This window comes from Spirillospora sp. NPDC127506 (assembly GCF_040302145.1).
Taxonomy (GTDB): Bacteria; Actinomycetota; Actinomycetes; order Streptosporangiales; family Streptosporangiaceae; genus Spirillospora.
In genome coordinates this window covers 1-21,998 of record NZ_JBEORG010000001.1, presented here as the reverse complement: position 1 = coordinate 21,998, position 21,998 = coordinate 1, and the positions used below count along the sequence as shown (strand labels likewise).

The following is a 21,998-nucleotide window of genomic DNA, read 5'->3' as shown; positions in this document are numbered from 1 at the left end:
CCCGGCGGCCACCCCATCGCACGCCGAAACCGCTGGTCGGCGCAACATCGCCGGGCCACATGATCGCACCCCGGGCCGTCCGGGTTTCCCACATGCTGCTGTACCTACTAGTATGTACAGCATGAGTTCCGCCGATCGGCTCATCGAATGCACGCGCGACCTGCTGTGGGAGCGCGGCTACACCGGGACGAGCCCCAGCGCGATCCAGCGGCGGGCGGGCGTCGGCCAGGGGAGCATGTACCACCACTTCTCCGGCAAGCGGGCGCTGGCGCTCGCGGCGATCTCGCGCACCGCCGAGGAGATGCGCGCCATGGCCGAGGAGCAGTTCGCCGGCCCCGGCACGGCCGTGGAGCGGATCACCGCGTACCTGCGCAGGGAGCGGGACGTGCTGAAGGGCTGCCCCATCGGCCGCCTCACCCAGGACCCGGAGGTCATGGCCGATCCGGGCCTGCGGGCGCCGGTCGAGGCGACCCTGTCCTGGCTGCGGGACCGCGTCGCCGAGGTGCTCGCGGAGGGGCGCGAGCGCGGGGAGCTCGACCCCGCGCTGGATCCCCGGGCCACCGCCGCGACCCTGGTCGCCGTGCTGCAGGGCGGCTACGTGGCGGCCCGCGCGGCCCGGTCCACCGAGCCTTTCGAGCAGGCGGTCTCGGGGGCGCTGAGCCTGCTCGCCGCCTGCTCCCCGTCCGTACGGAAGTGAAGGAGACCAGCGTGCACGTGTCGCCTCCGGCGTCCACCGCCGCCGCACCGCCCGAGTGGATCACCGGGGACGCCTGGGCCGATGAGCTCGCCGCCCCCGAAGGCCCGTCGCGGCTCCGCGTCGACACCGTCCGGTTCGCGCCGGGAGCCCGCACGGTGTGGCACCGGCACCCCTTCGGCCAGGTGCTGATCGTCACCGACGGCACCGGGCTCGTGCAGCGCCGCGGCGGCCCGGTGCGGACCATCAGGCCCGGCGACGTCGTGCGGATCGCGGCGGACGAGTGGCACTGGCACGGGGCCTCCCCCGGCGCGTTCATGACGCACCTGGCCGTCCAGGAGGTCGCCGAGGACGGCACCGAAGCCGAACGCGGCGGCGCGGTGACCGACGCCGAGTACCGCGCTCCGACCGCGTCCGCCTGACGACCCGGAGGCACCACCCCCGTGTACGCGAAGCAGTACGAGATCACCCTGCCCGCCGACTACGACATGCGGATCATCCGGAAGCGGGTCGCCGACGGCGGCCACGTCCTCGACGACCGCGCCGGCCTGGGACTGAAGGCGTACGCCGTCCGCGAGCGCGGCGTGGACGGCTCGCCGGTCAACCAGTACGCGCCCTTCTACCTGTGGAACGACACCGGCGCGATGGCGCACTTCCTCGCCGGCGGCGGCTTCCAGAACATCATCCGGGACTTCGGCCGGCCGGCCGTGCACCACTGGACCGGCGTCGCCTGCCACGCCGGGCCCGCCCGCGGCGCGTCCCCCGCCGCGGCCTCGCGCCTCCTCACCCCGGTGCCCGCCCCGCCCGACCCCGGCGGCACCGGCCTGGCCATGGCCCGATGGCTGGACGGGCAGGTGGCCGAGCTCGCCGAGCTGGCCCGCCGCGACGGCGTGCACACCGCGGCCCTGGCCGTCGACCCGCACCGCTGGCAGCTGATGCGGTTCGTCCTCTGGCGGGACGCCGCGCCCGACACGGCCGGGGCGGAGCGCTACCGGGTGCTGCACCTGTCCGCGCCCGGCCTGGACGCGCTGCCCGAGGGGCGCGCCTGGTAGCGGTCAGAGGCGGGTCAGGTCGGCGACGGCGGTGACCACGGCCTTCGTGTCGGCGAGGGTGGCGAGGACGGTCTCGGCGCCGGCGGCGCGCAGCTCGGCCTCGGTGGCGCTGCCGGTGGCGACCGCGATGATCGGCGAGCCGGCGATGTGCGCGGCCTGGACGTCGCGGGGCGAGTCGGCGATGTAGACCGTCGCGGACTCGGGGTAGGCCGTGCCGTGCCGCTCGCCCGCGCGGGTGCGGGCCAGTTCGAGGAGGGCGGCCTTGCTGTAGACGCCGTTCTCGTAGCCGCCCGCGCCGAGGTCGAGGCGGTCGGCGAGGCCCAGCTCGCGGACCTTCAGCATGGCGTTCGGCTGGATGGAGCCGGTCAGCACGGACTGGACGACCCCGGGCACGTGCGCGAGCGCCTCGACGGCCTCCGCGGCCCCGGCGAGGACGCGGCCGTGGGCGCGCAGGTCCTCGCGGCGGGACGCGAACGCCTCGGCGAGCGCGTCGAAGAACGCGGGCAGGTGGTCGTCGGTGGTGACGACGTCGTTGAACGCGAGGGTCTCGAAAATGATCTCGGACTCGGTGCGGCCGGGGGTCGGCGCGAGCCGGACGAGCGGCCGCCCGATCGTCCGCCGGAACGCCTCGGCGTAGGCGTCCCTGGTGACCCGCCCGACGTCGACCAGGGTGTGATCGATGTTCCACAGCACCAGACGGTTCAGCGTCGACATCCCGTTCCCATGCGCGGTCGGAGGAGCGTGGACGGGCGCCGTTCCCGGCACCCGCGGCGGTCAGCGAGCTTATCGTCCGGCCTCCGCGCCCCCGCCGCAACCGCGGGCGCCGGGAAGCGGGCGGGCCCCCGTTCTCGTCGTCCCCGAGGAGCGCCCCGGCCCGTCCGCAATCCCCCGGCGCCGCGGGACGGGCCGTCAGGTGCCCATGTGCGGGTAGCGGTAGTCGGTCGGCGGGACGAAGGTCTCCTTGATGGAGCGCACGCTCGTCCAGCGGGTCAGGTTGAAGACCGAGCCGGCCTTGTCGTTGGTGCCGGACGCGCGGGCGCCGCCGAACGGCTGCTGGCCCACGATCGAGCCGGTCGGCTTGTCGTTGATGTAGAAGTTGCCGGCGGCGAAGCGGAGCTTCTCGGTGGCCTCGGCGATCGCAGCGCGGTCGTCGGCGACTATGGCGCCGGTCAGGCCGTACTCGGAGACGCCCTCCATCTGGGTCAGGACCCGGTCGTAGTCGCCGTCGTCGTAGACGTGCACGCCGAGGATCGGCCCGAAGTACTCGCGGGTGAAGATCTCGTCGGTGGGGTCGGACGACTCCAGCACCGTGGGCCGGACGAAGTAGCCGCGCGAGTCGTCCAGCTCGCCGCCCACGAGGATCTTCATGCCGTCGATGCCGCGCGCGCGGTCGATGGCCGCGCGGTGCTTGGCGAACGCGCGGTCGTCGATGACGGCGCCCATGAACGTGGACAGGTCCTCGGCGACGTTGCCCATGGTGAGGGACTCGGTCTCGGCGAGGAAGTCGTCGCGCATCCGGTCCCAGACCGAGCGCGGGATGTAGGCGCGGGACGCGGCGGAGCACTTCTGCCCCTGGTACTCGAACGCGCCGCGGACGAGGGCCGTCTTCAGCACGGCCGGGTCGGCGGAGGGGTGCGCGACGACGAAGTCCTTGCCGCCGGTCTCCCCGACGATCCGGGGATAGCTCCGGTAGCCGGCGATGTTCTCGCCGATCGTCCGCCAGAGGGTCTGGAACGTGGCGACCGAGCCGGTGAAGTGCAGGCCGGCGAGGTCGGGGTGGCGCAGCGCCACGTTGGACACGGCGCGGCCGTTGCCGGTCACCATGTTGATCACGCCGGGCGGGAGGCCGGCGGCCTCCAGGAGGCGCATCGTGAAGTGCGCGGCGAGCTGCTGCGTCGGGGACGGCTTCCAGACCACGACGTTGCCCATGAGAGCGGCCGAGGTCGGCAGGTTCCCGGCGATCGCGGTGAAGTTGAACGGGGTGATGGCGAGGACGAACCCCTCCAGCGGCCGGTACTCCAGCCGGTTCCACACGCCCGGCGGCGAAATCGGCTGCATCTCGTGGATCTGCTGGGCGTAGGCGACGTTGAACCGCCAGAAGTCGATCAGCTCGCAGGCGGCGTCGATCTCGGCCTGCTGCACCGACTTGGACTGGCCGAGGATCGTCGCCGCGTTCAGCGTGGCCCGCCACGGCCCGGACAGCAGGTCGGCGGCGCGCAGGAAGATCGCGGCGCGGTCCTCGAACGCCATGGCCCGCCACGCGGGCGCGGCCTCCTCCGCCGCGACGATCGCCTCGGTCACGTCCACCTCGGTGGCGTCGCCCATCCGGCCGAGGACGTGCCCGTGGTCGTGCGGCTCCACGACGTCGATCGGGGTGCCCGCGCCCATGCGCCGCTCGCCCCCGATCGTCATGCTCAGCTCGGTCTGGGTCCCGCCCAGCTCCTTGATCCTGGCCTCCAGCGCGGCGCGCTCCGGGCTCCCCGGCGCGTAGCCCTTCACCGGCTCGTTCGCCGGTGCCGGCACGGTGGTGACGGCGTCCATCTCACGACTCCCTGGGAATCCGACGGCGTTGTCGACGTGCCGAAGGACCTACCCGCCTGCGGGCGGGCGAAATACCCGGGTCAGCCGAGGAGGTGGGGGAGTTCCTGGGTCGCGTACCAGAGGAGCTCGTGGCCCTCGGCGCCGTCCACGGTGAAGCGGGCGTCGTCGTCGCCGGCGTCGGCGGCGGCGAGCGCCGCGGCCGCCTCGGCGATGTCGGGGGCGGCGTCCGGGGCGTCCACGTGGCCGGAGGCGATCTTCTTCCACGGGACGGCCGCGGAGACCTCGACCAGGGCGCGGTCGCCGTCGCCGGGGTCGGTGTTCGACCGGCTGATCGCGTCGTCCGGCACCTCGGCGGCCAGCACGACGCGGCGGCGCGGGGCGGACGGGTCGGCGGCGAGCAGCCGGAGGGAGGCGCGGGCGGCGGCCGACATCGCCGCATACTCCAGCTCCTCCAGGTCGCCGCTCGCGTACCACTCGCGGAGCGCGGGCGTGACCGCGTGCGCGGCGAGCGGCGCGGGGCCGATCTCCCGCGCGGCGTGGACGCCGGCGAGCAGCGTGAGCGTGGACGGCAGGTAGACGCGCATGACGGTCAGCAGTCTGCCAGACCGTCAGGGCAGGAGGCCGAGGCCGCGCAGTTCGGCGATCGTGGTGTCGGGGCGGGTGTGGTGGATGCCGCGGATCCCGAGGGCCTCGGCGGCCCGGATGTTGTGCTCGATGTCGTCGATGAACACGCATTCGGCGGCGTCCAGGCCGAGCAGGTCCAGGGCGTGCCGGAAGATCCGCTCGTCGGGCTTGCGCATGCCGACCTCGGCGGAGATCACGACGGCGTCGAACAGTTCGGCGAACAGGTCGCGCGGGTACTCGTTGCCCCACGAGTTGGACAGCAGCGCGGTGCGGGTCCCGGCGGCGCGGGCCGCGCGGAGCGCGTCGTACATCGGCTCGACGGGGGTGAAGGCGCCGAACATGCGGGCGATGAGGCCCGCCGCCTCGACCGGGCCGCCGTCGACGGTGACCAGCTCGGCGGCGAGGAGGCGCTCGAACTCGGCCACGGAGAGGGAGCCGTCCTCCAGCCCGTGGATGGGGTTGGTCCCGGCGCCGTCGTAGGCCTGCTTCACCCAGGCGCGCATGACGTCCTTGTAGCGCTCGGCGTCGATGCGGTCGGCGGCGAGCCAGGCGGCGACGGCGTCGGCGAGGGGGGACGTGAGCACGCCGCCCCAGTCGGTGATCACGGCTTTGACCGGTCGTTCGGAGGGCACGGCCCGATCGTAGGCGATCCCGGCACCGATAACCGAATCCCGTTCTGCCAGAATGCCGCCCATGGACTTCGAACTCAGCCCGAAGGCACGCGAGTACCGGGACCGCCTCCAGGAGTTCATGGACCGGTTCGTCTACCCGGCGGAGCCGGTGTACGCGGCGTGGCGGGCCGAGCACGACCCGCACGCGCTGCCGCCGGTCGTCGAGGAGCTGAAGGCCGAGGCGCGCGAGCGCGGCCTGTGGAACCTGTTCCTGCCCGACGTGTCCGGGCTGACGAACCTGGAGTACGCCACGCTCGCCGAGCTGACCGGGCGCTCCCCCGACCTCGCGCCCGAGGCGGTCAACTGCGCCGCACCCGACACCGGCAACATGGAAGTCCTGCACATGTTCGGGACGGACGAGCAGAAGCGCCGGTGGCTGGAGCCGCTGCTGAACGGCGAGATCCGCAGCGCGTTCGCGATGACCGAGCCCGAGGTCGCGAGCTCCGACGCCACCAACATCACGACCTCGATCGTCCGGGACGGCGACGAGTACGTGATCAACGGCCGCAAGTGGTTCATCACCGGCGCCGCCGACGAGCGCTGCAAGATCTTCATCGTGATGGGCAAGACGGACCCGGACGGGCCCCCGCACCGGCAGCAGTCGCAGGTGCTCGTCCCGCGCGACACCCCCGGCGTGAAGATCGTCCGGCATCTGCCGGTGTTCGGCTACCAGGACCAGCACGGCCACTCGGAGATCGTCTTCGAGAACGTGCGGGTGCCGGTGTCGAACCTGCTGGCGGAGGAGGGCGACGGGTTCATGATCGCGCAGGCGCGCCTCGGACCGGGCCGCATCCACCACTGCATGCGGGCGCTCGGCATGGCGGAGCGGGCGCTGGAGCTGATGTGCCGGCGCGCCGTCGACCGCGTCGCCTTCGGCCGCCCGCTCGCCGCACAGGGCGTGGTGCGCGAGCAGATCGCCGAGTCGCGGATGGCGATCGAGCAGGCCCGGCTGCTCACCCTGAAGACCGCGTGGCTGATCGACGGGCACGGGGCCAAGGGCGCCCGGTCGGAGATCGCCGCGATCAAGGTGGTCGTGCCGCGCATCGCCCACCAGGTGCTCGACCGCGCGATCCAGGTCCACGGCGGCGCCGGGGTGTCCGACGACACGCCGCTGGCCGCGATGTACTCCTGGGTCCGCGCCATGCGGATCTTCGACGGGCCGGACGAGGTGCACGTCCGCACCGTCGCCCGCCAGGAGCTGCGCCGCTACGAGAGCTGACGCCGCCCCGGGCGGACGCACCCGCGGCCGGGGGGACGTCCGCGCCGGGAGGCGTCCGTGATCATGCGTCGTGCGGGAGCGCCTGCATGATCACGGACCCCCTTCGGCCGGCGTCTCCCCCCGCCGGTCCGTCTCCTCGCCCCGCACGGCCGCGGGCGGCGCGCCGCGCGTCCGTGCGGGCGGCCCCGGTCTCCGTCTCGCCGTTCCCCGGACCCGCCGCGGTCGGCGCTCACCCCGTCGGTCGTGTCCCCCCGTCGTCCGCGTCCCCCGGTCGTCGTCCCCCGGTCGTCCGCGTCCCGGCCGTCGGCGGTGACCCCGTCCGGGGCGGGCCGGACGGACGGTCAGGCGGAGCGCAGCCTCTGCAGCGCCTCGCGGACGCCGCCGTCGGTCTCCTCCAGCACCGTCGTCGCGCGCGCCGCGGGCACCTCGCCGAGCAGCGAGACCAGCGCGACGCGGGTGTTCCCCCCCGCCTCGGCCAGCGCGTTCTCGCAGGTGCGGGCGTCCATGCCCGTCGCCTCGGTGAGGATGCGCACCAGCCGGGCGCGCAGCTTGGAGTTCAGCGCGTTCACGCTGACCATCAGGTTGGAGTAGGTGCGCCCCATCCTGATCATCAGCGTGGTGGAGAAGGAGTTCAGCACCAGCTTGGTCGCCGTGCCCGCCTTCATCCGGGTGGACCCGCTGATCACCTCCGGGCCGGTGGCGAGCGCGATGTGCACCTCCACCTCGTGCCCGTACGGCGTGCGCGGGTTGCAGCTGATCAGCGCGGTGCGCGCCCCGACCGCGGCGGAGGCGCGCAGCGCCTCCACCACGTACGGGGTGCGGCCGCTCGCCGCGATCCCGATGGCGATGTCGCCGGGCCGGACGTCGCGGGCGTCCCGGCGGCCGAGGTCGGTGTCGTCCTCGACGTCGGAGACCGCCTGGGACAGCGCGCCCGGCCCGCCGGCGTGGTGGGCGACCACCCGCCCCCAGATGCCGAACGTCGGCGGCAGCTCGGCGGCGTCCAGCACCGCGAGCCGGCCGGACGTGCCGGCGCCGAAGTAGTGCACGCGGCCGCCGCCGCGCAGCGATTCCACGGCGAGGTCCACCAGCCGGGCGACCTCCGGCAGGACGGACGCGACGACCATCGGCACGGTCGCGTCCTCGGAGTTGATCAGGCGCAGCACCTCCATGGTCGGCAGCGTGTCGACGTCGAGGGTCCGGGGGTTCCGGCCCTCGGTGGGGAGCTCGCAATCGATCACCGACGCCTCCGGTCGGGTCGCACGGTCCGCCCGCGGACCGCCTCGAATGTGGCTTCCAGGGCCTTGCGGGTCGGCCCGTAGGTGCGCTGCGCCACTCCGACGAAGACGCAGTCGACCACGGTGAGCTGCGCCAGCCGGCTCGCGGTGGCGCCGGAGCGGAAGGTCGTCTCCCGCGCGGCCGTCGTCAGGATCAGGTCGGCCGCGTCCGCTATCGGGGATTTCGGGAAGTTGGTGAGCGCGACGGTCTTCGCGCCCCTGGTCTTGGCGACCTCCAGCGCGTCGATGGTCTCCACCGTCGCGCCGGTGTGCGAGATGCCGATCGCCACGTCGCCGTTGCCGAGGACGGCCGCGCTGGTGAGCATGATGTGCGCGTCCGACCAGGCCGAGCAGACCCGGCCGATGCGGTGCAGCTTCTGCTGGAAGTCGGCCGCGACGAACGCGCTCGCGCCGACGCCGTAGACGTCGACCCGGTCGGCGGCGACGACCGCGTCCACGACCTGCTCCAGCGTCTTGATGTCGAGCTGCGCGGCGGTCTCCTCGACGGCCCGGGCGTCGGCGAACGTCACCTTCTCGACGATCTGCTCCAGCGAGTCGTCGGGGCTGATGTCGCTGCCGATGACCCGGCCGCCGGACGCGCTCTGCGCCCGCCCGGCCTCGGTCGCGAGGGTCAGCCGCAGCTCCGGGTAGCCGTGGAACCCGATCGCGCGGCAGAACCTGATGACGGTCGTCTCGGACGTGCCGCAGGTCTGGGCGAGTTCGGTGATGGTGGAGTTGGCGACCCCTTCGGGGTCGTCGATGACGCGTTGCGCGACGCGCCGTTCGGCGGGGGGCAGCGAGGGCAGCAGCGAGCGGACCCGCACCACGGTGCTCAGCGGCGTGGCGTCCCGGCCGGACGCCGCCTGTTCCGGCGCCGCGCCGCGCTCCCCCGTGATCCCCCGCTCGGGGCCCTGGTCAGGGCCGATGGGTTTCCTCATGGAGGAAATTTTCTTACGCACAGGATGTCACGTCAACGGTAGAAAAGGCTACGGTCGCCATGTGTTGACCCATTTGGCCGGTCCTTACGTGGTCGGTATCGACGCGGGTGGCACGAAGACCCGCTGCGTCGTGCTGACGTTAGGGGGTGCCCTGGCCGGTTCCGGCACCGGCCCGGGGGCCAACCCCAACTCCGGAGGCGACACCGCGGGGGCGCTGACCACCGCCCTGCGGGAGGCGCTCGGGGACCTGGACCGAACCCACATCCTCACCGGCGTGTTCGGCATCGCCGGAGCCGGCTCCGCCGGCCGGCCCGCCGCCGTCGCGGCGGCGCGGCAGGCATGGCAGGCGGTCGGCCTGCGCGGCTCGCCCGCGGTGGTGACCGACATCGCGGTGGCGTTCGCCGCGGGAACGAGCGAGCCCAAGGGCATCGTGGTGTTCTCCGGCACGGGCGCCGGCGCGGCGGTCATCAGCGACGGCGCGATCGTGCAGCGCGCGGACGGCTACGGCTGGCTCGTCGGGGACGAGGGTTCGGCGGTCTGGCTCGGGAAGGAGGCCGTCCGGGCGGCGCTCGCCGCCTACGACGGCCGCGGCTCCCCGACCCTGCTCACCGATTCGGTCCCCCGCGCGCTGCTCGGCGCCACCGTGGTCGCGGAGATCGACGCGGAGCGGCGAAGACCCCGCCGCCCGCGGGCGCTCGCCATGGCGGGCGCCCCGCCGGCGCCGCCGCCGGGCGTCTCCGTGCTGCCGCAGGCCGCGTCGCTCGCCTCCGGAGGGGCGCCCCACCGCGGGGGCGGGACGGGTACCGCCGTCCTGGTCCCCGACGACCCCCGCCCCCCGTCCGTCCCCTATCCCCCGTCCGGCGACGGCGCCGGTCCGCCGGGCCATACCGGGCCCTGCGGCTCGCTGGGGCCGCCGGGACACCCGGCGGCCCCCGGTCCGCCGGGGCATCCCGAACTGCCCGGAACCCCGCCCAACCCCCGGCTCGCCCAGGCGATCATCAAGGAGGTGTACGGCCGCCCGCCCGCGGCCCTGGGCCGGCTCGGCCCGGTGGTCGCCGCCGCGGCGGCCGCCGGCGATCCCGTGGCCCGGCGCATCACCGAGGAGGCCGCGCAGTGGCTGCTGCGCGACGTCGACGCGGTGCGCCCGGCCCTGTCCGACCCCCGCGCACCGGTCGTGATGCACGGCTCGGTGCTCCGTGAAGGCCCCGTCGCCGACGCCGTCCGCACCGGGCTGCGCGACCGCTTCGCCGAGGCGCCGCGCTGCGCCGGCGACGGAGCCGTCGGCGCGGCCGGGATGGCGCTGCGCCGCCTCGGCCACCCCCTGCCCGGCTGAGCCGTCCCGCCCCGAGCGGCGGAGGCCACCCGGAGGACGGCACCGTGGCCGTCCGGGTCCATCGCGATGGACCCCACCAGATCCGCGATCGCTGCGAATCCGGGGTCCATCGTGATCAAGCTGTTACCACGGTGGCAGAAGGTCCGTCAGAGTGGTCCCGTGGGAGCCGTGTCCGGCGGGACCACCGATCACGGGCGTGGCGCGCCGGCCCGACCGCCGTAGATCGAGTCGACACCGGGACGGGGAGCGGCTAGCGTCGCGGGCGTCCGATTGCGAGCGAGGAACCGAGACCCCGCGGGGGCCTGGTCAGGTGCGTGCTTCACGTCCCCTCGCGCTCGCGGCGGCGGCCCTGCTGGCCAGCGGGGTCGCGGGCTGCGGCGGCGGGAGCGGCGAGGGCGGGCGGAAGCCGTCCGCCGGATCCGGCGCGCCGTCGGGCTCGCCGCCCGCCCGGACGACGCCGCCGGACGCCTGGATCCCCGGCCGCGTCGCGCGGATGAGCGTCGCCGAGAAGGTGGGCCAGCTGTTCGTCCCGGCGTTCTCCAGCCGAGCCGACGCGCTGCAGAAGATCAAGAAGTACCACGTCGGGGGGCTGATCTACTTCCCGGAGAACTTCGGCTCCCCCGCCCGCACCGCCGCGCAGTCGAACGCGCTGCAGAAGGCGTCGAAGATCCCGCTGCTGCTCGGGGTGGACGAGGAGCAGGGCATCGTGTCGCGCACCCCGTTCATCACCCGGTTCCCCGGCAACATGGCGCTCGGCGCCACCCGGAACCCGGCCGACGCGCGCGCCGCCGCCCGCGTCACCGGCGCCGAGCTGCGCGCGGTCGGCATCAACCTCGACTACGCCCCGGACGCCGACGTCAACGTGAACCCGCGCAACCCGGTGATCGGGCTGCGCTCGTTCAGCGCCGACCCGGCACTGGCCTCCACGATGGTGACCGGCGCGGTCGGCGGCTACCAGGACGCCGGTGTCGCCGCGACCGTCAAGCACTTCCCCGGGCACGGCGACACCGCCGTCGACAGCCACACCGGCCTGCCGGTGATCAGGCATTCGCCGGCGCAGTGGGCGCGGCTCGACGCGCCCCCGTTCAAGGCCGCGATCGCGGCGGGCGTGGACGTCATCATGACCGCGCACATCGTCGTCCCGAAGCTCGACAGGTCCGGTGATCCCTCCACGCTGTCGAAGACCGTGCTGACCGGGCTGCTGCGCGGCAAGCTCGGCTACGGGGGCGTCATCACGACGGACTCGCTGCAGATGGCGGGCGTGCGGGAGAAGTACGGCGACGCCGTCGTCCCGGTCCGGGCGATCAACGCGGGCGCCGACCAGCTGCTGATGCCGCCGAGCCTGCCGCGCGCCTACCGGGCGGTGGTGAAGGCCGTCCGGTCCGGGAAGATCACCGAGAAGCGGCTGGACGAGTCGGTCACCCGCATCCTCCGGCTCAAGCAGCGGCGCGGCCTGTTCCAGGGGACGGCCGTCGACCCGGCGAAGGCGGCCGCGTCGATCGGCACGCCCGCGCACAAGGCGGCGGCCCGGCGGGTCGCCGAGCATTCGATCACCCTCGTCCGCAACAAGGGCGGGCTGCTGCCGCTGAAGGGCAAGAAGGTCGCGGTGACCGGGCCGGGCGGCGACCGGCTGCGGGCCGCGCTGCGCCGCCAGGGCGTCGCGACCGCCTCCCCCGGCTCCGCGGACGTCACCGTGCTGACCACCCGGAACGCGGGCTCGGCGACCGCCGCGCGCATCCGGGCGCTCGGCCCGAAGCCGGTCGTCGTCGCCGCGCTCGGCCGCCCCTACGACCTCGACGCGGCGGGCGGCGCGGCGGCGGCGCTCGCCGCCTACTCCGCCGGCGCGGTCTCCATCGACGCGCTGGCCAAGGTGCTGAGCGGCGCGGCCGCCCCGTCGGGCAAGCTCCCCGTGCCCGCGGGCGGCAAGCCGGTCGGCTACGGCCTGGGCTACTCGTAGCCGGGCGTTCGATGGACGCGGACGGCCGCCTCCTGGGAAAATCGGGCCGCCTTCTTCCCCCCGGGAGGTCTCCGTGCCCGTCCGCCCCCTTCTCGCCGCCGTCCTGGTCGTGCTCCCGCTGCTGGGCGCATGCGGCGGGCGGGACGAGGTGACGATGCCGCCGCTCACCCCCGAGCCGGGCGACTCGCAGTTCGTCGTCACGAGGGAGACGACGTCCGCGAAGGAGAGCTTCCCGGCGCGGCTGGCGCTCTACAGGTACCTGCGCGGCATCGCCGCCGGGAATCCCAAGTCCTGCGCCTTCCTGACCCCCGCGTACCAGCGGCGGGTGTTCGGCGGGCCCGCCGCGTGCCGCACCGGCTTCGCGCAGGCCCGCGCGAAGCTGCGCCCGCAGGACCTCGCGGCGCTGCGCGGCGTGACCGTCCCGGTCTGCGAGCCGGGGCCGGGCGAGGGCGACTACACCGTCCGCTTCGAGGACCTCGCCTGGAAGGGCGAGCCCGCCCGGCCGGGCGGGCTGCTCACGGAGAGCTTCACCCTCCACAAGACCGGCCCCTACTGGCAGATCACCTCCTGACCGTCACCGCCCGGCCGTCACCGCCCGGCCGTCACCGCCCGGCCGTCACGGGCGGGCGGTCACAGGCCGAGGTCGGCCAGCGCGGGGAGATGGGCGCGCGCCGCGGCGCGCGCCTGCTCCGCCGTGCGGGCGGCGCGGGCCGCCTCCGCGGCCCGCCGGCACTGGTCGAGGGTGTGCCGGGCCAGGGCGGCGCGCACCAGCGGGAGCGACGGGGCGCTCATCGACAGCGACGTCACCCCGAGGCCGACCAGCACGCACGCCAGCGCCGGGTCGCCGGCCGCCTCGCCGCACACCCCGCACGGGACGCCCGCGCCGGCCGCGGGGGCGACCAGGTCGAGGACGGCGGGCTGCCACGGGTCCTGGAGGCGGGCGAGGCCGCCGACCTGCCGGTCGGCCGCGCACGCGTACTGGGTGAGGTCGTTGGTGCCGATGCTGAAGAACTCCACCTCCGCCGCGACGTCGCGGGCGCGGAGCGCGGCGGCGGGCACCTCGATCATGACGCCGGGATGCGCGATGCCGGCCTCCCGGCACCGCGCCGCGAACCAGGCGGCGTCCTCGGCGTCCGTCACCATCGGGGCCATGACCTGCAGCTCGGCGGTCAGGCCGGCCGCGGCGCGGGCCAGCGCGGCGAGCTGCGCGGCCAGCACGTCCGGGTGCCGGACCGACATCCGCACCCCGCGCTCGCCGAGCGCCGGGTTCGGCTCCTCGCCGGGCGCGGGCAGGAAGGCGAGCGGCTTGTCGGCGCCGGCGTCGAGCGTCCGGACGACCACCCGGCCGCCTGGGAACGCCTCCAGCACCTTCCGGTACGCCTCCTCCTGCTCGGCGTCGGACGGCGGCGCCGACCGGTCCAGGAACAGGAACTCGGTGCGGTACAGGCCGACGCCCTCGGCGCCGTTCTCCAGCGCCGCCTCCAGGTCCTTCGGGCCGCCGATGTTCGCCAGCAGGGGCACGGCGTGCCCGTCCGCGGTGCCGCCCGGCCCGGTGAACTCCGCGAGTGCGGAATGGCGGGCGGCGGCCGCCGAACGCGCCGCCGCCACCTCCTCCTCGGACGGCTCCAGGCGCACGGTCCCGGCGGTGCCGTCGACCAGGACGCGGGTGCCGTCGGCGAGCGACGCCGCGCCCGGCAGCGCCACGACGGCGGGCACGCCCATCGTCCGGGCGATGATCGCGGTGTGGCTGGTCGGCCCGCCCTCCTCGGTGACGAACGCGACGACCTTCGCCGGGTCGAGGACGGCGGTGTCGGCCGGCGCGAGGTCCCGGGCGACGAGCACGAACGGCTCGTCCGACTCCGGGACGCCGGGCACCGGCAGCCCGAGCAGCCGGGCGACGGCGCGGTCGCGGATGTCGTCCAGGTCGGCGACCCGCGCCGCGAGGTACTCGCCCGCCCCGGCCAGCATCTCCCGGTAGACGCCGAACGCCTCGAACACCGCGCGGGCCGCCGCCAGGCCCTCGTCGACCTTGGCGCGGACGCCGTCGGCGAGGCCCGGGTCGCGCGCCATCATCGCCTGCGCGCCCAGCACGTCCCGGCCGTCGGTGTTGCCGGCCGCGGCGGCGCGCTCCCCGCGCTCCTCAAGGTCGGCGGCGACGGCCTCCAGCGCGGCGAGCGCCGTGTCGCGCTCGGCGGCGGCGTCGCCACCGTGCCGGTCACCGGCGGGCGGCTCGGGGACGGCCCCGGCGATGCCGCGCACCGGCCCGGCGCCCACTCCCGGGCTGACTCCCGTGCCCCGCAATACCTCCGGCACCGGTCACGCCCCCTCGGGCTCCGGCGTGGACAGCACCTTCTCCAGAGCGTCGAGCAACTCGTCGGCGCCGTCGCCCTCGGCGGACAGGACGATCTCCTCCCCGTGCCGCGCGTCCAGCCCCAGCACCGCGAGGATGCTCTTGGCGTTCACCGGGTCGCCGCCGCGCTTGGCCACCGTCACGTCCATCGGGGCCTTGGCCGCGGTCTGCACGAACAGGGCCGCCGGCCGCGCGTGCAGCCCCACCCTGGATTCGATCTTGACGTTGCGCTCGCTCACCGCTCACTCCTACTTAGTTGTGCCCCGGACCCCGGCACGCGCAGCGCCGGGCCCGGGACGACGTCGACTTCCTGAAAATCGGCCACCACATGGTCGGCCTCGGCGAGCGCGCCCGCCGGCTGCGTGGTGATGACGCCCACGCAGGTCATGCCCGCGGACTTCACGGCCCGCACGCCCGCCGGGGCGTCCTCGAACCCGACCGCCTCCTCCGGCGGGACGTCCAGGTCGCGGGCGGCGGCCAGGTAGCCCTCCGGATGCGGCTTGCCGGTGACGACGTCCCCGGCGGTCACCACCAGGTCGAGCAGGCCGCGGACGCCCAGCTCGCCCAGCAGCCGCTCCGCGTACGGGCGCTGGCCGGAGGTCACCACCGCGAGCGGGACGCCCGCGTCGGCCAGCGACCGGACCAGGTCGACCGCGCCGGGAACGGGCGCCGCCGCCGGCATCCCCGGCAGCGACTCGTAGGAGACGACCTCCTCGAACAGCTCCTCGACCGTCCGGCCGGGGAACAGGTGCGCGAGGTCCCGGAGCACCTCCAGCCCGCGCCTGCCCGCGAACGACGCGATGAGCGCGTCGTCGTAGGGCACGCCGTGGGCGTCGAACAGCCGGGACCACATCGCGCGGTTGCGCGGTTCGGTGTCGATCAGGGTGCCGTCGAGGTCGAACACCGCCGCGCCGAGGCCGATCACCGCCATGTGCTCAGTTCCATGTGAAGAGCTCGGCCCCCGCGGTCACCTCGCCCGACTCCACCACGTCCGACAGGGCGTCGGCGCTCGCGTCCAGCGCGACCACCGCGCAGATCGGCGAGCGGCCGCCCGCCTCGATCACCGCGGGGTTCCAGCCGACGATCGGCTGCCCGGCGGTGACCTCGTCGCCCTCCGCGGCGAGCAGCTCGAACCCCTCGCCCTTCAGCTTGACGGTGTCGATGCCGAGGTGGACGAGGACGCCGTGGCCCTCGTCGTCCACCACCACGTAGGCGTGCGGATGCAGCTTGATGATCTTCCCGGTGACGGGGGCGATGGCGTGGCCGGCGCCGCGCTCGGGGTCGACCGCCGTGCCCGGACCCACCATGGCCTGGGCGAAGACCGGGTCCGGGACGCCGGCGAGGCCGACGACCCGGCCGGCGACCGGGGACAGTACTCGGGTCATCAGAGGGCCCTCCGGGTCAGTCGAGGATGTCCTCGATGTCGGTCGCGATGGTGTCGGCCTCGGGGCCCACGACGACCTGCACGACCGTGCCGGCGCGCATGACGCCGTGCGCGCCGGCCCGCTTCAGCGCCGCCTCGTCGACCTTGCCGGCGTCCTCGACCTCGGTGCGCAGCCGGGTCGCGCAGGGCTCGATCTCGATGATGTTGTCGGCGCCGCCCAGCGCCGCGACGATGGCTTCGGCCTTGTCCATGTCCTTCTCTTCTCTCGTGGGGGTGGGTCGGGTCGGTCCGCGTGTGGTCAGTCCGTCTGCGTGACCTTGTTCAGGCCCCGGGGGACGTCGGGGTCGACGCCGAGCCTGCGGGCCAGATGCTCGACCATGATCTGGCCGGGGACGATGAGGCCGAGCGGCGCCAGCCACTCGGGCAGCGCGGGGCCGGGCAGCGCGGCCGAGCAGGCGCCCGCCAGCTCCGCGCCGCCGCCGACGCCGTAGGCGCGGGCGCCCGCGCCGACGACCCGCTTGGCCAGCGCGACGGTGCCGGGCAGCGTCGGCCCGGAGTCGGCGGCGACCAGCAGCGCCGGCGTCTGCGCGTCCACGACCGCGATCGGACCGTGCAGCAGGTCGGCGTACGACAGGCCCATGGCGTGCAGGTAGCACGCCTCCTTGATCTTCAGCGCCAGCTCCAGCGCGGTGCCGAACGCGATGCCGCGCCCGGACACGACCGCGCCCGGGACGCCCGCCAGCTCCTCGACGATCTCCGGCAGCGCCGGGGACGCCTCGGTCAGCCCGATCACCCGGGCGACCTCGTCGGGGACGCGGCGCAGGTCGTCCACGGCGACGCCGGCGCCGAGCCCGAGGCCGACCACCGACAGCGCGGCGAGCTGCGTGGTGTAGGTCTTGGTGGCGGGGACGGCGATCTCGTCGCCCGCGTCGGTGACCAGCGCGACCTCGGCGGCCTCGGCGAGCGGGGAGCCGGCGCCGTTGGTGACCGCGACGGTCCGGGCGCCGCAGTCCTTCGCCCAGTCGAGGGTCTCGACGATCTCCTCGGTCTTGCCGGACTGGCTGATCGCCACGGCCAGCACGCCGTCCAGGTCCAGCCTGCGCTTGTAGGCCGTCGCGATGGAGGGGGCGGCGAGGGTGGCGAGCCGCCCGGCGTGCGACTCCACCAGGTAGCGCCCGTACACCGCCGCGTTGTCGGACGACCCGCGGGCGATGAACAGCACCTGCCGGGTCTCCCGCGCGAGCGCCGCGATGTCGGCGGTGCGCGGGAGGAGCGCGTCGATCGTCCGGCGCAGCGCGTCCGGCTGCTCACCGATCTCGGCGCGCATCTGACTGGTCATGATCCCCCTCCGAAGACTTTGTGCCCGTTGACCCACGTGGTACGCGCCCGATGGTCCGGTCCCAGCCAGACGAGGTCGGCGGCGGCGCCGGGCGCGATACGGCCCAGGTCGGAACGTCCGATGAGGTCGGCCGGAACCCGGGTCGCGGCGTCCACCGCGGTCGCCGGGTCGAGGCCGAGGCCGATCGCGTTGCCGACCGCCTCGTCCAGGCGCAGGGCGGAGCCCGCGATGGTGCCGTCGGCGCGCAGCGGCGGGCCCTGCTCGGGCATCGTGATGGGCTCGCCGCCGAGGTCGTAGGTGCCGGGCGGCATCCCGGCGGACGCCGCGGCGTCGGTGACGAGCACGACCCGTCCCGGCGCGGCGCGGAACACCAGCCGCGCGACCTCGGCCGCGACGTGGTGCAGGTCGAGGATGAGGCCGGGGCTGAGCCGGTCGTCGATGAGCGCCTGCACGGCGACGCCCGGGTCGCGGTGGTGGACGCCGGTCTGCGCGTTGAAGATGTGGGTCACCTTACGGGCGCCGGCGTCGGCCGCGGCCCTGACCTGCGCGGCGGTCGCGTCGCTGTGCCCGACGCTGACCAGGACGCCGGCCTCGGTCAGCGCGCGGATCGCGTCCAGCGCGCCGCTGCGTTCGGGCGCGAGCGTGACCAGCTTGACGAGGCCCGTCTCCAGCAGGGTCGCGATCGCCGCGGGCGCCGGGTCGGTGAGGTACTCGGCGTTGTGGGCGCCCTTGCGCTTCTCGGACAGGAACGGGCCCTCCAGGTGGACGCCGAGGACGCGCGCCCCGTCCGGCAGCTTCGGCAGGAGGTCGCGGGTGCGGCGGAGGGCGGCGGCCTGGGTCTCGACCGGCGCGGTGATGAAGGTGGGGAGGAACGCGGTCACGCCCGTCTCGGGGAGGCGGGAGACGACGGTGCGCCAGCCCTCTTCGCCGGCGTCCACCATGTCGTGGCCGAAGAAGCCGTTGACCTGGAGGTCGACCAGGCCGGGCGCGAGCAGGCCGCCGGCGAGGCGGACGTCGGGTTCGCCGGCCGGGCGGCCCTCGCCCGCCTCCGCGATCACCCCGTCCGCCACCCGGACGTATCCCGGGGAGACGACGCGGGTAGGACTGCCCGCGGGGGTGATGATCATGCGGTCGGCGGTGATCAGGAGTGATGCCATGGGTGCGCGCTCTCTGTGACGCGATGATCGCGGGTCGCTTCCTCCGACTTCAACTGGTCTAGTCCGGACTAGACCAGTACGCACCATACTCCACGAATCGGATGGAGAAGAAGATGCGAGGCGAAACTCGTCCGGTACCGGAACCGTCGCGGGCGGCGGCCCGGCGCCGCGGGTTCGGACGGCGGCCTACAGCGGCCACGGCGCCGGAACCGAACCGGACGCCGTGTCCGCGAGGCCGCCCTGACCTGCGGGTTCTTCGATCTTGTCCGTCGTCGGCACGTAATCGGGTTGTTACAAATTCGTGCATTGACATGCCTTTCGGACCTGTGGTCTAGTCCGGCCTAGACCAGTACGAACCGAAACCCATACCGTCTAGTCCTCCATCGTCCACCGAAACCGTCGAAACCCGACGAACCCCGTCGATCCGGCCTCCGGCCATCGAGGACCCCCGTGACCACCATCGATCCGCACAGTCCCGTACCGAAGTACTTCCAGCTCCGCGCGATCCTGCTCGACCTCATCGAGAGCGCGGAACTGCCCGTCGACGCCCCGATCCCGTCGGAGCGCGAGCTGTGCGCCCGGTACGAACTGTCCCGCATGACCGTCCGGCAGGGCGTCGACCAGCTCGTCTCCGAGGGGCGGCTCTACCGCGTCCCGGGGAAGGGCACCTTCGTCGCCCGTCCCAAGATCGAGATGCCGCTGCGGCTCGTCTCGTTCACCGAGGACATGCTGGCCCGCGGGCTGCGGCCGGGTGCGATCGACCTCGACCGCCGGACCGTCCCGGCCGACGCGCGGCTCGCCCGGATCTTCGATGTCGAACCCGGCACCGAGATCCACGTCATCGAACGCCTCCGTACCGCCGACGGGGAGCCCATGGCCCTCGAACGGGCGCACATCCTGGCCTCCCTCGCCCCCGACCTGCTCGACCGCCGGCTCGCCGACCGCTCCCTGTACGGCGTCCTCGAAGCGGTGTACGGGCTGGTCTTCGACGCGGGCGACCAGACCATCGACGCCAGCCTGGCCGACGCCACGGACGCCAGGCACCTGCAGATCCCCCGGGGCAGTGCCGTGCTGCTCCTGCAACGCCGCTCGTACACCGGAGGTGTGTGCGCCGAGCTGGGCGTGTCGACCTACAGGGCGGACCGCTACCAGATCCACACGGCCCTCGGAAACCCCCCGCCGCACTCCTGAACCCCCTGAGGAGGAACCTCGCGATGACTGCGACAACAGTGGACTCCGCACCGCGCCGAGGGTCGAGCACCCTCGCGGTGCTGCAGCGCATCGGCCGCAGCCTCATGCTGCCGATCGCCGTCCTGCCGGCCGCCGCGCTGCTGCTGCGCTTCGGCCAGGCCGACATGCTCGGCGCGGACGGCCTCGGCTGGGACCGCGTCGCCGAGATCGTCGGCGAGGCCGGCAACGCGCTGTTCGCCGCCCTGCCGCTGCTCTTCGCCGTCGGCGTGGCGATCGGCTTCGCCAAGAAGTCCGACGGCTCCACGGCGCTCGCCGCCGTGGTCGGCTACCTGGTCTTCGACCGGGTCTCGAAGATCATGTTCTCGCACAGCGACGAGCTCAAGGGCAACGTCCTCATCACCAAGGTCGCGGACGGCGCGCAGGCCCAGGTCATCGACTGGGGCGCCAAGAACCCGACCGACGTGCTCGGCGGCATCCTGATGGGCGTCATCGCGGCGCTGCTCTACCAGCGCTACTACCGGATCAAGCTGCCGACCTGGCTCGCGTTCTTCGGCGGCCGCCGGTTCGTCCCGATCATCACCGCGGTCGCCGGCCTCGCGCTCGGCATCGTGATCGGCTTCATCTGGCCGGTGTTCGGCAACTGGCTCACCGACGCCGGCAACTGGATCACCGGGGCGGGCGCCGCGGGCGCCGGCATCTACGGCGTCATCAACCGCCTGCTGCTGCCGTTCGGCCTGCACCACATCCCGAACTCGCTCATCTGGTTCGTGTTCGGCACCTACAACGGCCCGGACGGCGCCGTCCACGGCGAGATCAACCGGTACCTGGCGGGCGACCCCAACGCGGGCGGCTTCCTGGCCGGGTTCTTCCCCGTCATCATGTTCGGCCTGCCGGGCGCCGCCCTCGCGATCTGGCACGCGGCGCCCAAGCACCGGCGGCCCGCGGTCGGCGGCATCATGATCTCCGCCGCGCTCACCGCGTTCATCACCGGCGTCACCGAGCCGATCGAGTTCGCGTTCATGTTCGTCGCGCCCGTCCTGTACGGCGTGCACGTCGTGCTCACCGGCATCTCGATGGCCATCCTGGAGGCGGCCGGCGCGCAGCTCGGCTTCGGCTTCTCCGCGGGCCTCATCGACATGCTGCTGAACGCCCGCAAGGACAACACCGAGGGCCTCTGGCTGATCATCGGCATGGGCGTCCTGTACTTCTTCATCTACTACTTCATCTTCAGGTTCCTGATCGCGAAGTTCAATTTCGCGACGCCGGGCCGGGAACCCGAAGGCGAGGAGTCGACCGTCGCGGACCCGGCCGCCGACCCCGAGCTGGCGGGCGGCGAGAAGGACGGGAAGAAGCGGCGCCGCAAGGGCGGCACGGCCGAGCCCGAGGAGGCCCCGGCCGGCTGACCTCCCCCCAGGGGCGCCGCGAACCCCTCACCCCTCATTCGCGGCGCCCCGCCCTCAGGGCCGGCCAGCCCACCGGCCCGGCTCCCGAGGTCCCGGACTCCCCGCACCGTCCGGGACCTGCTCCCAAAGGCGGCGGGACGTTCCCCCAGCGTCCCGCCGCCTTTGACGTGCATGCGGCGAAACGGACGCGGTGGGCGGCTTCGGTCCGGGGCGGCCGTACGCGTTACGGGGGCGGCCGGAGGTGGTCAGGATGTATTTTCCGGAGCCCTTCTGACTCCTGTTCATAAACGAGTCGGGAGGTCTTCATGGGGCGTCGTCCGGTCGCGTCTTCGGTGGTTCGGATCATCCGGTATCGGCCGGTGGGCGATACGCGGGGCGCGCTGGCGCTCCGGCCCGCGGCGGCGCCGGTGCGCGCGCCCGGCCTGCGGGTCGTGCGGCCGGGGGACGGGGTGGACGCAGAGGTCCGGGCCGTCGCCGACGCGGCCGTGCGGCTCGTCGTGGAGGTGCTGGCGGGGATGCGGCCCGCGCATCAGCTGTCGCTCGTCGCCGTCCCGGCGGTGTGCCGGGCGGTCGCCCCGCACGGGCGCCCGGGGGCGGGCGGCGGCCGGATCGCTCCGCCGCGGGTGCTGTCCAGCAGGGTGCAGCGGCCGTCGCCGGCGGTGGCGGAGGCCGTCGCCGTGGCGGCCGTGTCGGGGCGGGTCCACGCGCTGGCGCTGCGGCTGGAGCACACGCGGGGGCGCTGGCGCTGCACGGCGCTGGAGACCACCGCCCCCTGAATCGAGTAGGAGGGCCGGGTCGCCCGGCCCTCCTCTCACACCACCGGACATGCGGGCCCGCATCCGGCGGTTCGTCAAGCCGTTGATCTGAGCCT

23 protein-coding genes are annotated in these 21,998 nt (G+C 74.3%); 10 read left to right on the top strand and 13 right to left on the bottom strand.

Features of this window, described 5'->3' with window-relative positions; translation table 11 throughout:
• Positions 1-121: 121 nt before the first annotated feature.
• Genes ABTW95_RS00115 through ABTW95_RS00105 form a run of 3 tightly spaced genes read left to right on the top strand, consistent with a single transcriptional unit; the run spans position 122 to position 1,746 of the window.
• Complete coding sequence (locus ABTW95_RS00115; RefSeq protein WP_500223291.1) at positions 122-697, top strand: TetR/AcrR family transcriptional regulator; 576 nt, start codon at positions 122-124, stop codon at positions 695-697.
• An 11-nt stretch (positions 698-708) separates the two neighbouring features.
• A complete protein-coding gene (locus ABTW95_RS00110) occupies positions 709-1,116 on the top strand; it encodes a (R)-mandelonitrile lyase (protein ID WP_500223290.1) in 408 nt (135 codons plus the stop codon).
• A 21-nt stretch (positions 1,117-1,137) separates the two neighbouring features.
• On the top strand, positions 1,138-1,746 hold the full coding sequence (locus ABTW95_RS00105; protein ID WP_396454361.1) for a DUF4865 family protein: 609 nt from the start codon (positions 1,138-1,140) through the stop codon (positions 1,744-1,746).
• A gap of 3 nt (positions 1,747-1,749) precedes the next feature.
• Here ABTW95_RS00105 and ABTW95_RS00100 read toward each other — a convergent pair whose 3' ends face one another.
• From ABTW95_RS00100 to ABTW95_RS00085, 4 genes are all read right to left on the bottom strand, one after another.
• Entirely contained in the window at positions 1,750-2,460 is a 711-nt protein-coding gene (locus ABTW95_RS00100) for an HAD family hydrolase (RefSeq protein WP_500223288.1), read from the bottom strand.
• Positions 2,461-2,655: 195 nt separating this feature from the next.
• The gene (gene pruA / locus ABTW95_RS00095) at positions 2,656-4,287 is read right to left on the bottom strand and encodes an L-glutamate gamma-semialdehyde dehydrogenase (protein ID WP_396448865.1); all 1,632 of its coding nucleotides are present in this window, start codon (positions 4,285-4,287) and stop codon (positions 2,656-2,658) included.
• An 80-nt stretch (positions 4,288-4,367) separates the two neighbouring features.
• Positions 4,368-4,871, bottom strand: coding sequence for a DUF6912 family protein (locus ABTW95_RS00090; RefSeq protein ID WP_396448864.1), 504 nt, complete (start codon positions 4,869-4,871; stop codon positions 4,368-4,370).
• A gap of 24 nt (positions 4,872-4,895) precedes the next feature.
• A complete protein-coding gene (locus ABTW95_RS00085; protein ID WP_396448863.1) occupies positions 4,896-5,543 on the bottom strand; it encodes an HAD family hydrolase in 648 nt (215 codons plus the stop codon).
• A 61-nt stretch (positions 5,544-5,604) separates the two neighbouring features.
• Between ABTW95_RS00085 and ABTW95_RS00080 the strand changes: the two genes are divergently transcribed.
• Positions 5,605-6,801 carry an acyl-CoA dehydrogenase family protein gene (locus ABTW95_RS00080; RefSeq protein ID WP_500223285.1) on the top strand — a complete coding sequence of 399 codons (1,197 nt, stop codon included), beginning with the start codon at positions 5,605-5,607 and terminating at the stop codon, positions 6,799-6,801.
• A 341-nt stretch (positions 6,802-7,142) separates the two neighbouring features.
• Here the strand turns inward: ABTW95_RS00080 and ABTW95_RS00075 are convergent, their stop codons facing one another.
• Both ABTW95_RS00075 and ABTW95_RS00070 read right to left on the bottom strand, forming a co-directional pair.
• Complete coding sequence (locus tag ABTW95_RS00075; protein ID WP_396448861.1) at positions 7,143-8,039, bottom strand: N-acetylmuramic acid 6-phosphate etherase; 897 nt, start codon at positions 8,037-8,039, stop codon at positions 7,143-7,145.
• Entirely contained in the window at positions 8,036-9,013 is a 978-nt protein-coding gene (locus ABTW95_RS00070; protein ID WP_500223282.1) for a MurR/RpiR family transcriptional regulator, read from the bottom strand. The genes ABTW95_RS00075 and ABTW95_RS00070 overlap by 4 nt, the downstream gene beginning before the upstream one ends.
• 61 nt (positions 9,014-9,074) lie before the next feature.
• Between ABTW95_RS00070 and ABTW95_RS00065 the strand changes: the two genes are divergently transcribed.
• The 3 genes from ABTW95_RS00065 (at position 9,075) to ABTW95_RS00055 (ending at position 12,874) form a co-directional block, all read left to right on the top strand.
• Positions 9,075-10,346 (top strand): N-acetylglucosamine kinase, encoded by a 1,272-nt coding sequence (locus ABTW95_RS00065; RefSeq protein WP_500223281.1) that lies wholly within the window; start codon positions 9,075-9,077, stop codon positions 10,344-10,346.
• A 310-nt stretch (positions 10,347-10,656) separates the two neighbouring features.
• The gene (locus ABTW95_RS00060) at positions 10,657-12,303 is read left to right on the top strand and encodes a glycoside hydrolase family 3 protein (protein ID WP_500223279.1); all 1,647 of its coding nucleotides are present in this window, start codon (positions 10,657-10,659) and stop codon (positions 12,301-12,303) included.
• Between the two features lie 73 nt (positions 12,304-12,376).
• The gene (locus ABTW95_RS00055; protein ID WP_500223277.1) at positions 12,377-12,874 is read left to right on the top strand and encodes a hypothetical protein; all 498 of its coding nucleotides are present in this window, start codon (positions 12,377-12,379) and stop codon (positions 12,872-12,874) included.
• Between the two features lie 59 nt (positions 12,875-12,933).
• Here ABTW95_RS00055 and ptsP read toward each other — a convergent pair whose 3' ends face one another.
• From ptsP to nagA, 7 genes are read right to left on the bottom strand one after another with little or no spacing between them, the layout of a single operon-like run.
• Complete coding sequence (gene ptsP, locus ABTW95_RS00050) at positions 12,934-14,616, bottom strand: phosphoenolpyruvate--protein phosphotransferase (protein WP_396448856.1); 1,683 nt, start codon at positions 14,614-14,616, stop codon at positions 12,934-12,936.
• 3 nt (positions 14,617-14,619) lie between these two features.
• The gene (locus tag ABTW95_RS00045) at positions 14,620-14,892 is read right to left on the bottom strand and encodes an HPr family phosphocarrier protein (protein WP_396448855.1); all 273 of its coding nucleotides are present in this window, start codon (positions 14,890-14,892) and stop codon (positions 14,620-14,622) included.
• Positions 14,889-15,584, bottom strand: coding sequence for an HAD family hydrolase (locus ABTW95_RS00040; RefSeq protein WP_396454360.1), 696 nt, complete (start codon positions 15,582-15,584; stop codon positions 14,889-14,891). Before ABTW95_RS00040 ends, ABTW95_RS00045 begins: the two co-directional genes overlap by 4 nt.
• A gap of 4 nt (positions 15,585-15,588) precedes the next feature.
• Entirely contained in the window at positions 15,589-16,038 is a 450-nt protein-coding gene (locus ABTW95_RS00035; RefSeq protein WP_396454359.1) for a PTS sugar transporter subunit IIA, read from the bottom strand.
• 16 nt (positions 16,039-16,054) lie between these two features.
• Positions 16,055-16,339, bottom strand: coding sequence for a PTS sugar transporter subunit IIB (locus tag ABTW95_RS00030; RefSeq protein ID WP_396448884.1), 285 nt, complete (start codon positions 16,337-16,339; stop codon positions 16,055-16,057).
• Complete coding sequence (locus tag ABTW95_RS00025) at positions 16,336-17,376, bottom strand: SIS domain-containing protein (protein WP_500223273.1); 1,041 nt, start codon at positions 17,374-17,376, stop codon at positions 16,336-16,338. The genes ABTW95_RS00030 and ABTW95_RS00025 overlap by 4 nt, the downstream gene beginning before the upstream one ends.
• Positions 17,373-18,533 carry an N-acetylglucosamine-6-phosphate deacetylase gene (nagA, locus tag ABTW95_RS00020; RefSeq protein ID WP_500223271.1) on the bottom strand — a complete coding sequence of 387 codons (1,161 nt, stop codon included), beginning with the start codon at positions 18,531-18,533 and terminating at the stop codon, positions 17,373-17,375. The genes ABTW95_RS00025 and nagA overlap by 4 nt, the downstream gene beginning before the upstream one ends.
• A 450-nt stretch (positions 18,534-18,983) precedes the next feature.
• On the opposite strand from nagA, the gene ABTW95_RS00015 reads away from it, so the two are divergent.
• The 3 genes from ABTW95_RS00015 to ABTW95_RS00005 all read left to right on the top strand — a co-directional run bounded on the left by ABTW95_RS00015 (position 18,984) and on the right by ABTW95_RS00005 (position 21,903).
• On the top strand, positions 18,984-19,724 hold the full coding sequence (locus tag ABTW95_RS00015) for a GntR family transcriptional regulator (protein ID WP_396448850.1): 741 nt from the start codon (positions 18,984-18,986) through the stop codon (positions 19,722-19,724).
• A 23-nt stretch (positions 19,725-19,747) separates the two neighbouring features.
• Positions 19,748-21,127, top strand: a complete 1,380-nt coding sequence (locus ABTW95_RS00010; protein ID WP_396448849.1) for a PTS transporter subunit EIIC — start codon at positions 19,748-19,750, stop codon at positions 21,125-21,127.
• A 359-nt stretch (positions 21,128-21,486) separates the two neighbouring features.
• Positions 21,487-21,903 carry an Rv3235 family protein gene (locus ABTW95_RS00005; RefSeq protein ID WP_396448848.1) on the top strand — a complete coding sequence of 139 codons (417 nt, stop codon included), beginning with the start codon at positions 21,487-21,489 and terminating at the stop codon, positions 21,901-21,903.
• Positions 21,904-21,998 lie beyond the last annotated feature (95 nt).

Coding starts and splice junctions, on each gene's coding strand:
- ABTW95_RS00115 (WP_500223291.1), top strand. CDS start 122: ATGAGTTCCGCCGATCGGCTCATCGAATGCACGCGCGACCTGCTGTGG.
- ABTW95_RS00100 (WP_500223288.1), bottom strand. CDS start 2,460: ATGTCGACGCTGAACCGTCTGGTGCTGTGGAACATCGATCACACCCTG.
- pruA (WP_396448865.1), bottom strand. CDS start 4,287: ATGGACGCCGTCACCACCGTGCCGGCACCGGCGAACGAGCCGGTGAAG.
- ABTW95_RS00090 (WP_396448864.1), bottom strand. CDS start 4,871: ATGCGCGTCTACCTGCCGTCCACGCTCACGCTGCTCGCCGGCGTCCAC.
- ABTW95_RS00080 (WP_500223285.1), top strand. CDS start 5,605: ATGGACTTCGAACTCAGCCCGAAGGCACGCGAGTACCGGGACCGCCTC.
- ABTW95_RS00070 (WP_500223282.1), bottom strand. CDS start 9,013: ATGAGGAAACCCATCGGCCCTGACCAGGGCCCCGAGCGGGGGATCACG.
- ABTW95_RS00040 (WP_396454360.1), bottom strand. CDS start 15,584: ATGGCGGTGATCGGCCTCGGCGCGGCGGTGTTCGACCTCGACGGCACC.
- ABTW95_RS00035 (WP_396454359.1), bottom strand. CDS start 16,038: ATGACCCGAGTACTGTCCCCGGTCGCCGGCCGGGTCGTCGGCCTCGCC.
- ABTW95_RS00025 (WP_500223273.1), bottom strand. CDS start 17,376: ATGACCAGTCAGATGCGCGCCGAGATCGGTGAGCAGCCGGACGCGCTG.
- nagA (WP_500223271.1), bottom strand. CDS start 18,533: ATGGCATCACTCCTGATCACCGCCGACCGCATGATCATCACCCCCGCG.
- ABTW95_RS00010 (WP_396448849.1), top strand. CDS start 19,748: ATGACTGCGACAACAGTGGACTCCGCACCGCGCCGAGGGTCGAGCACC.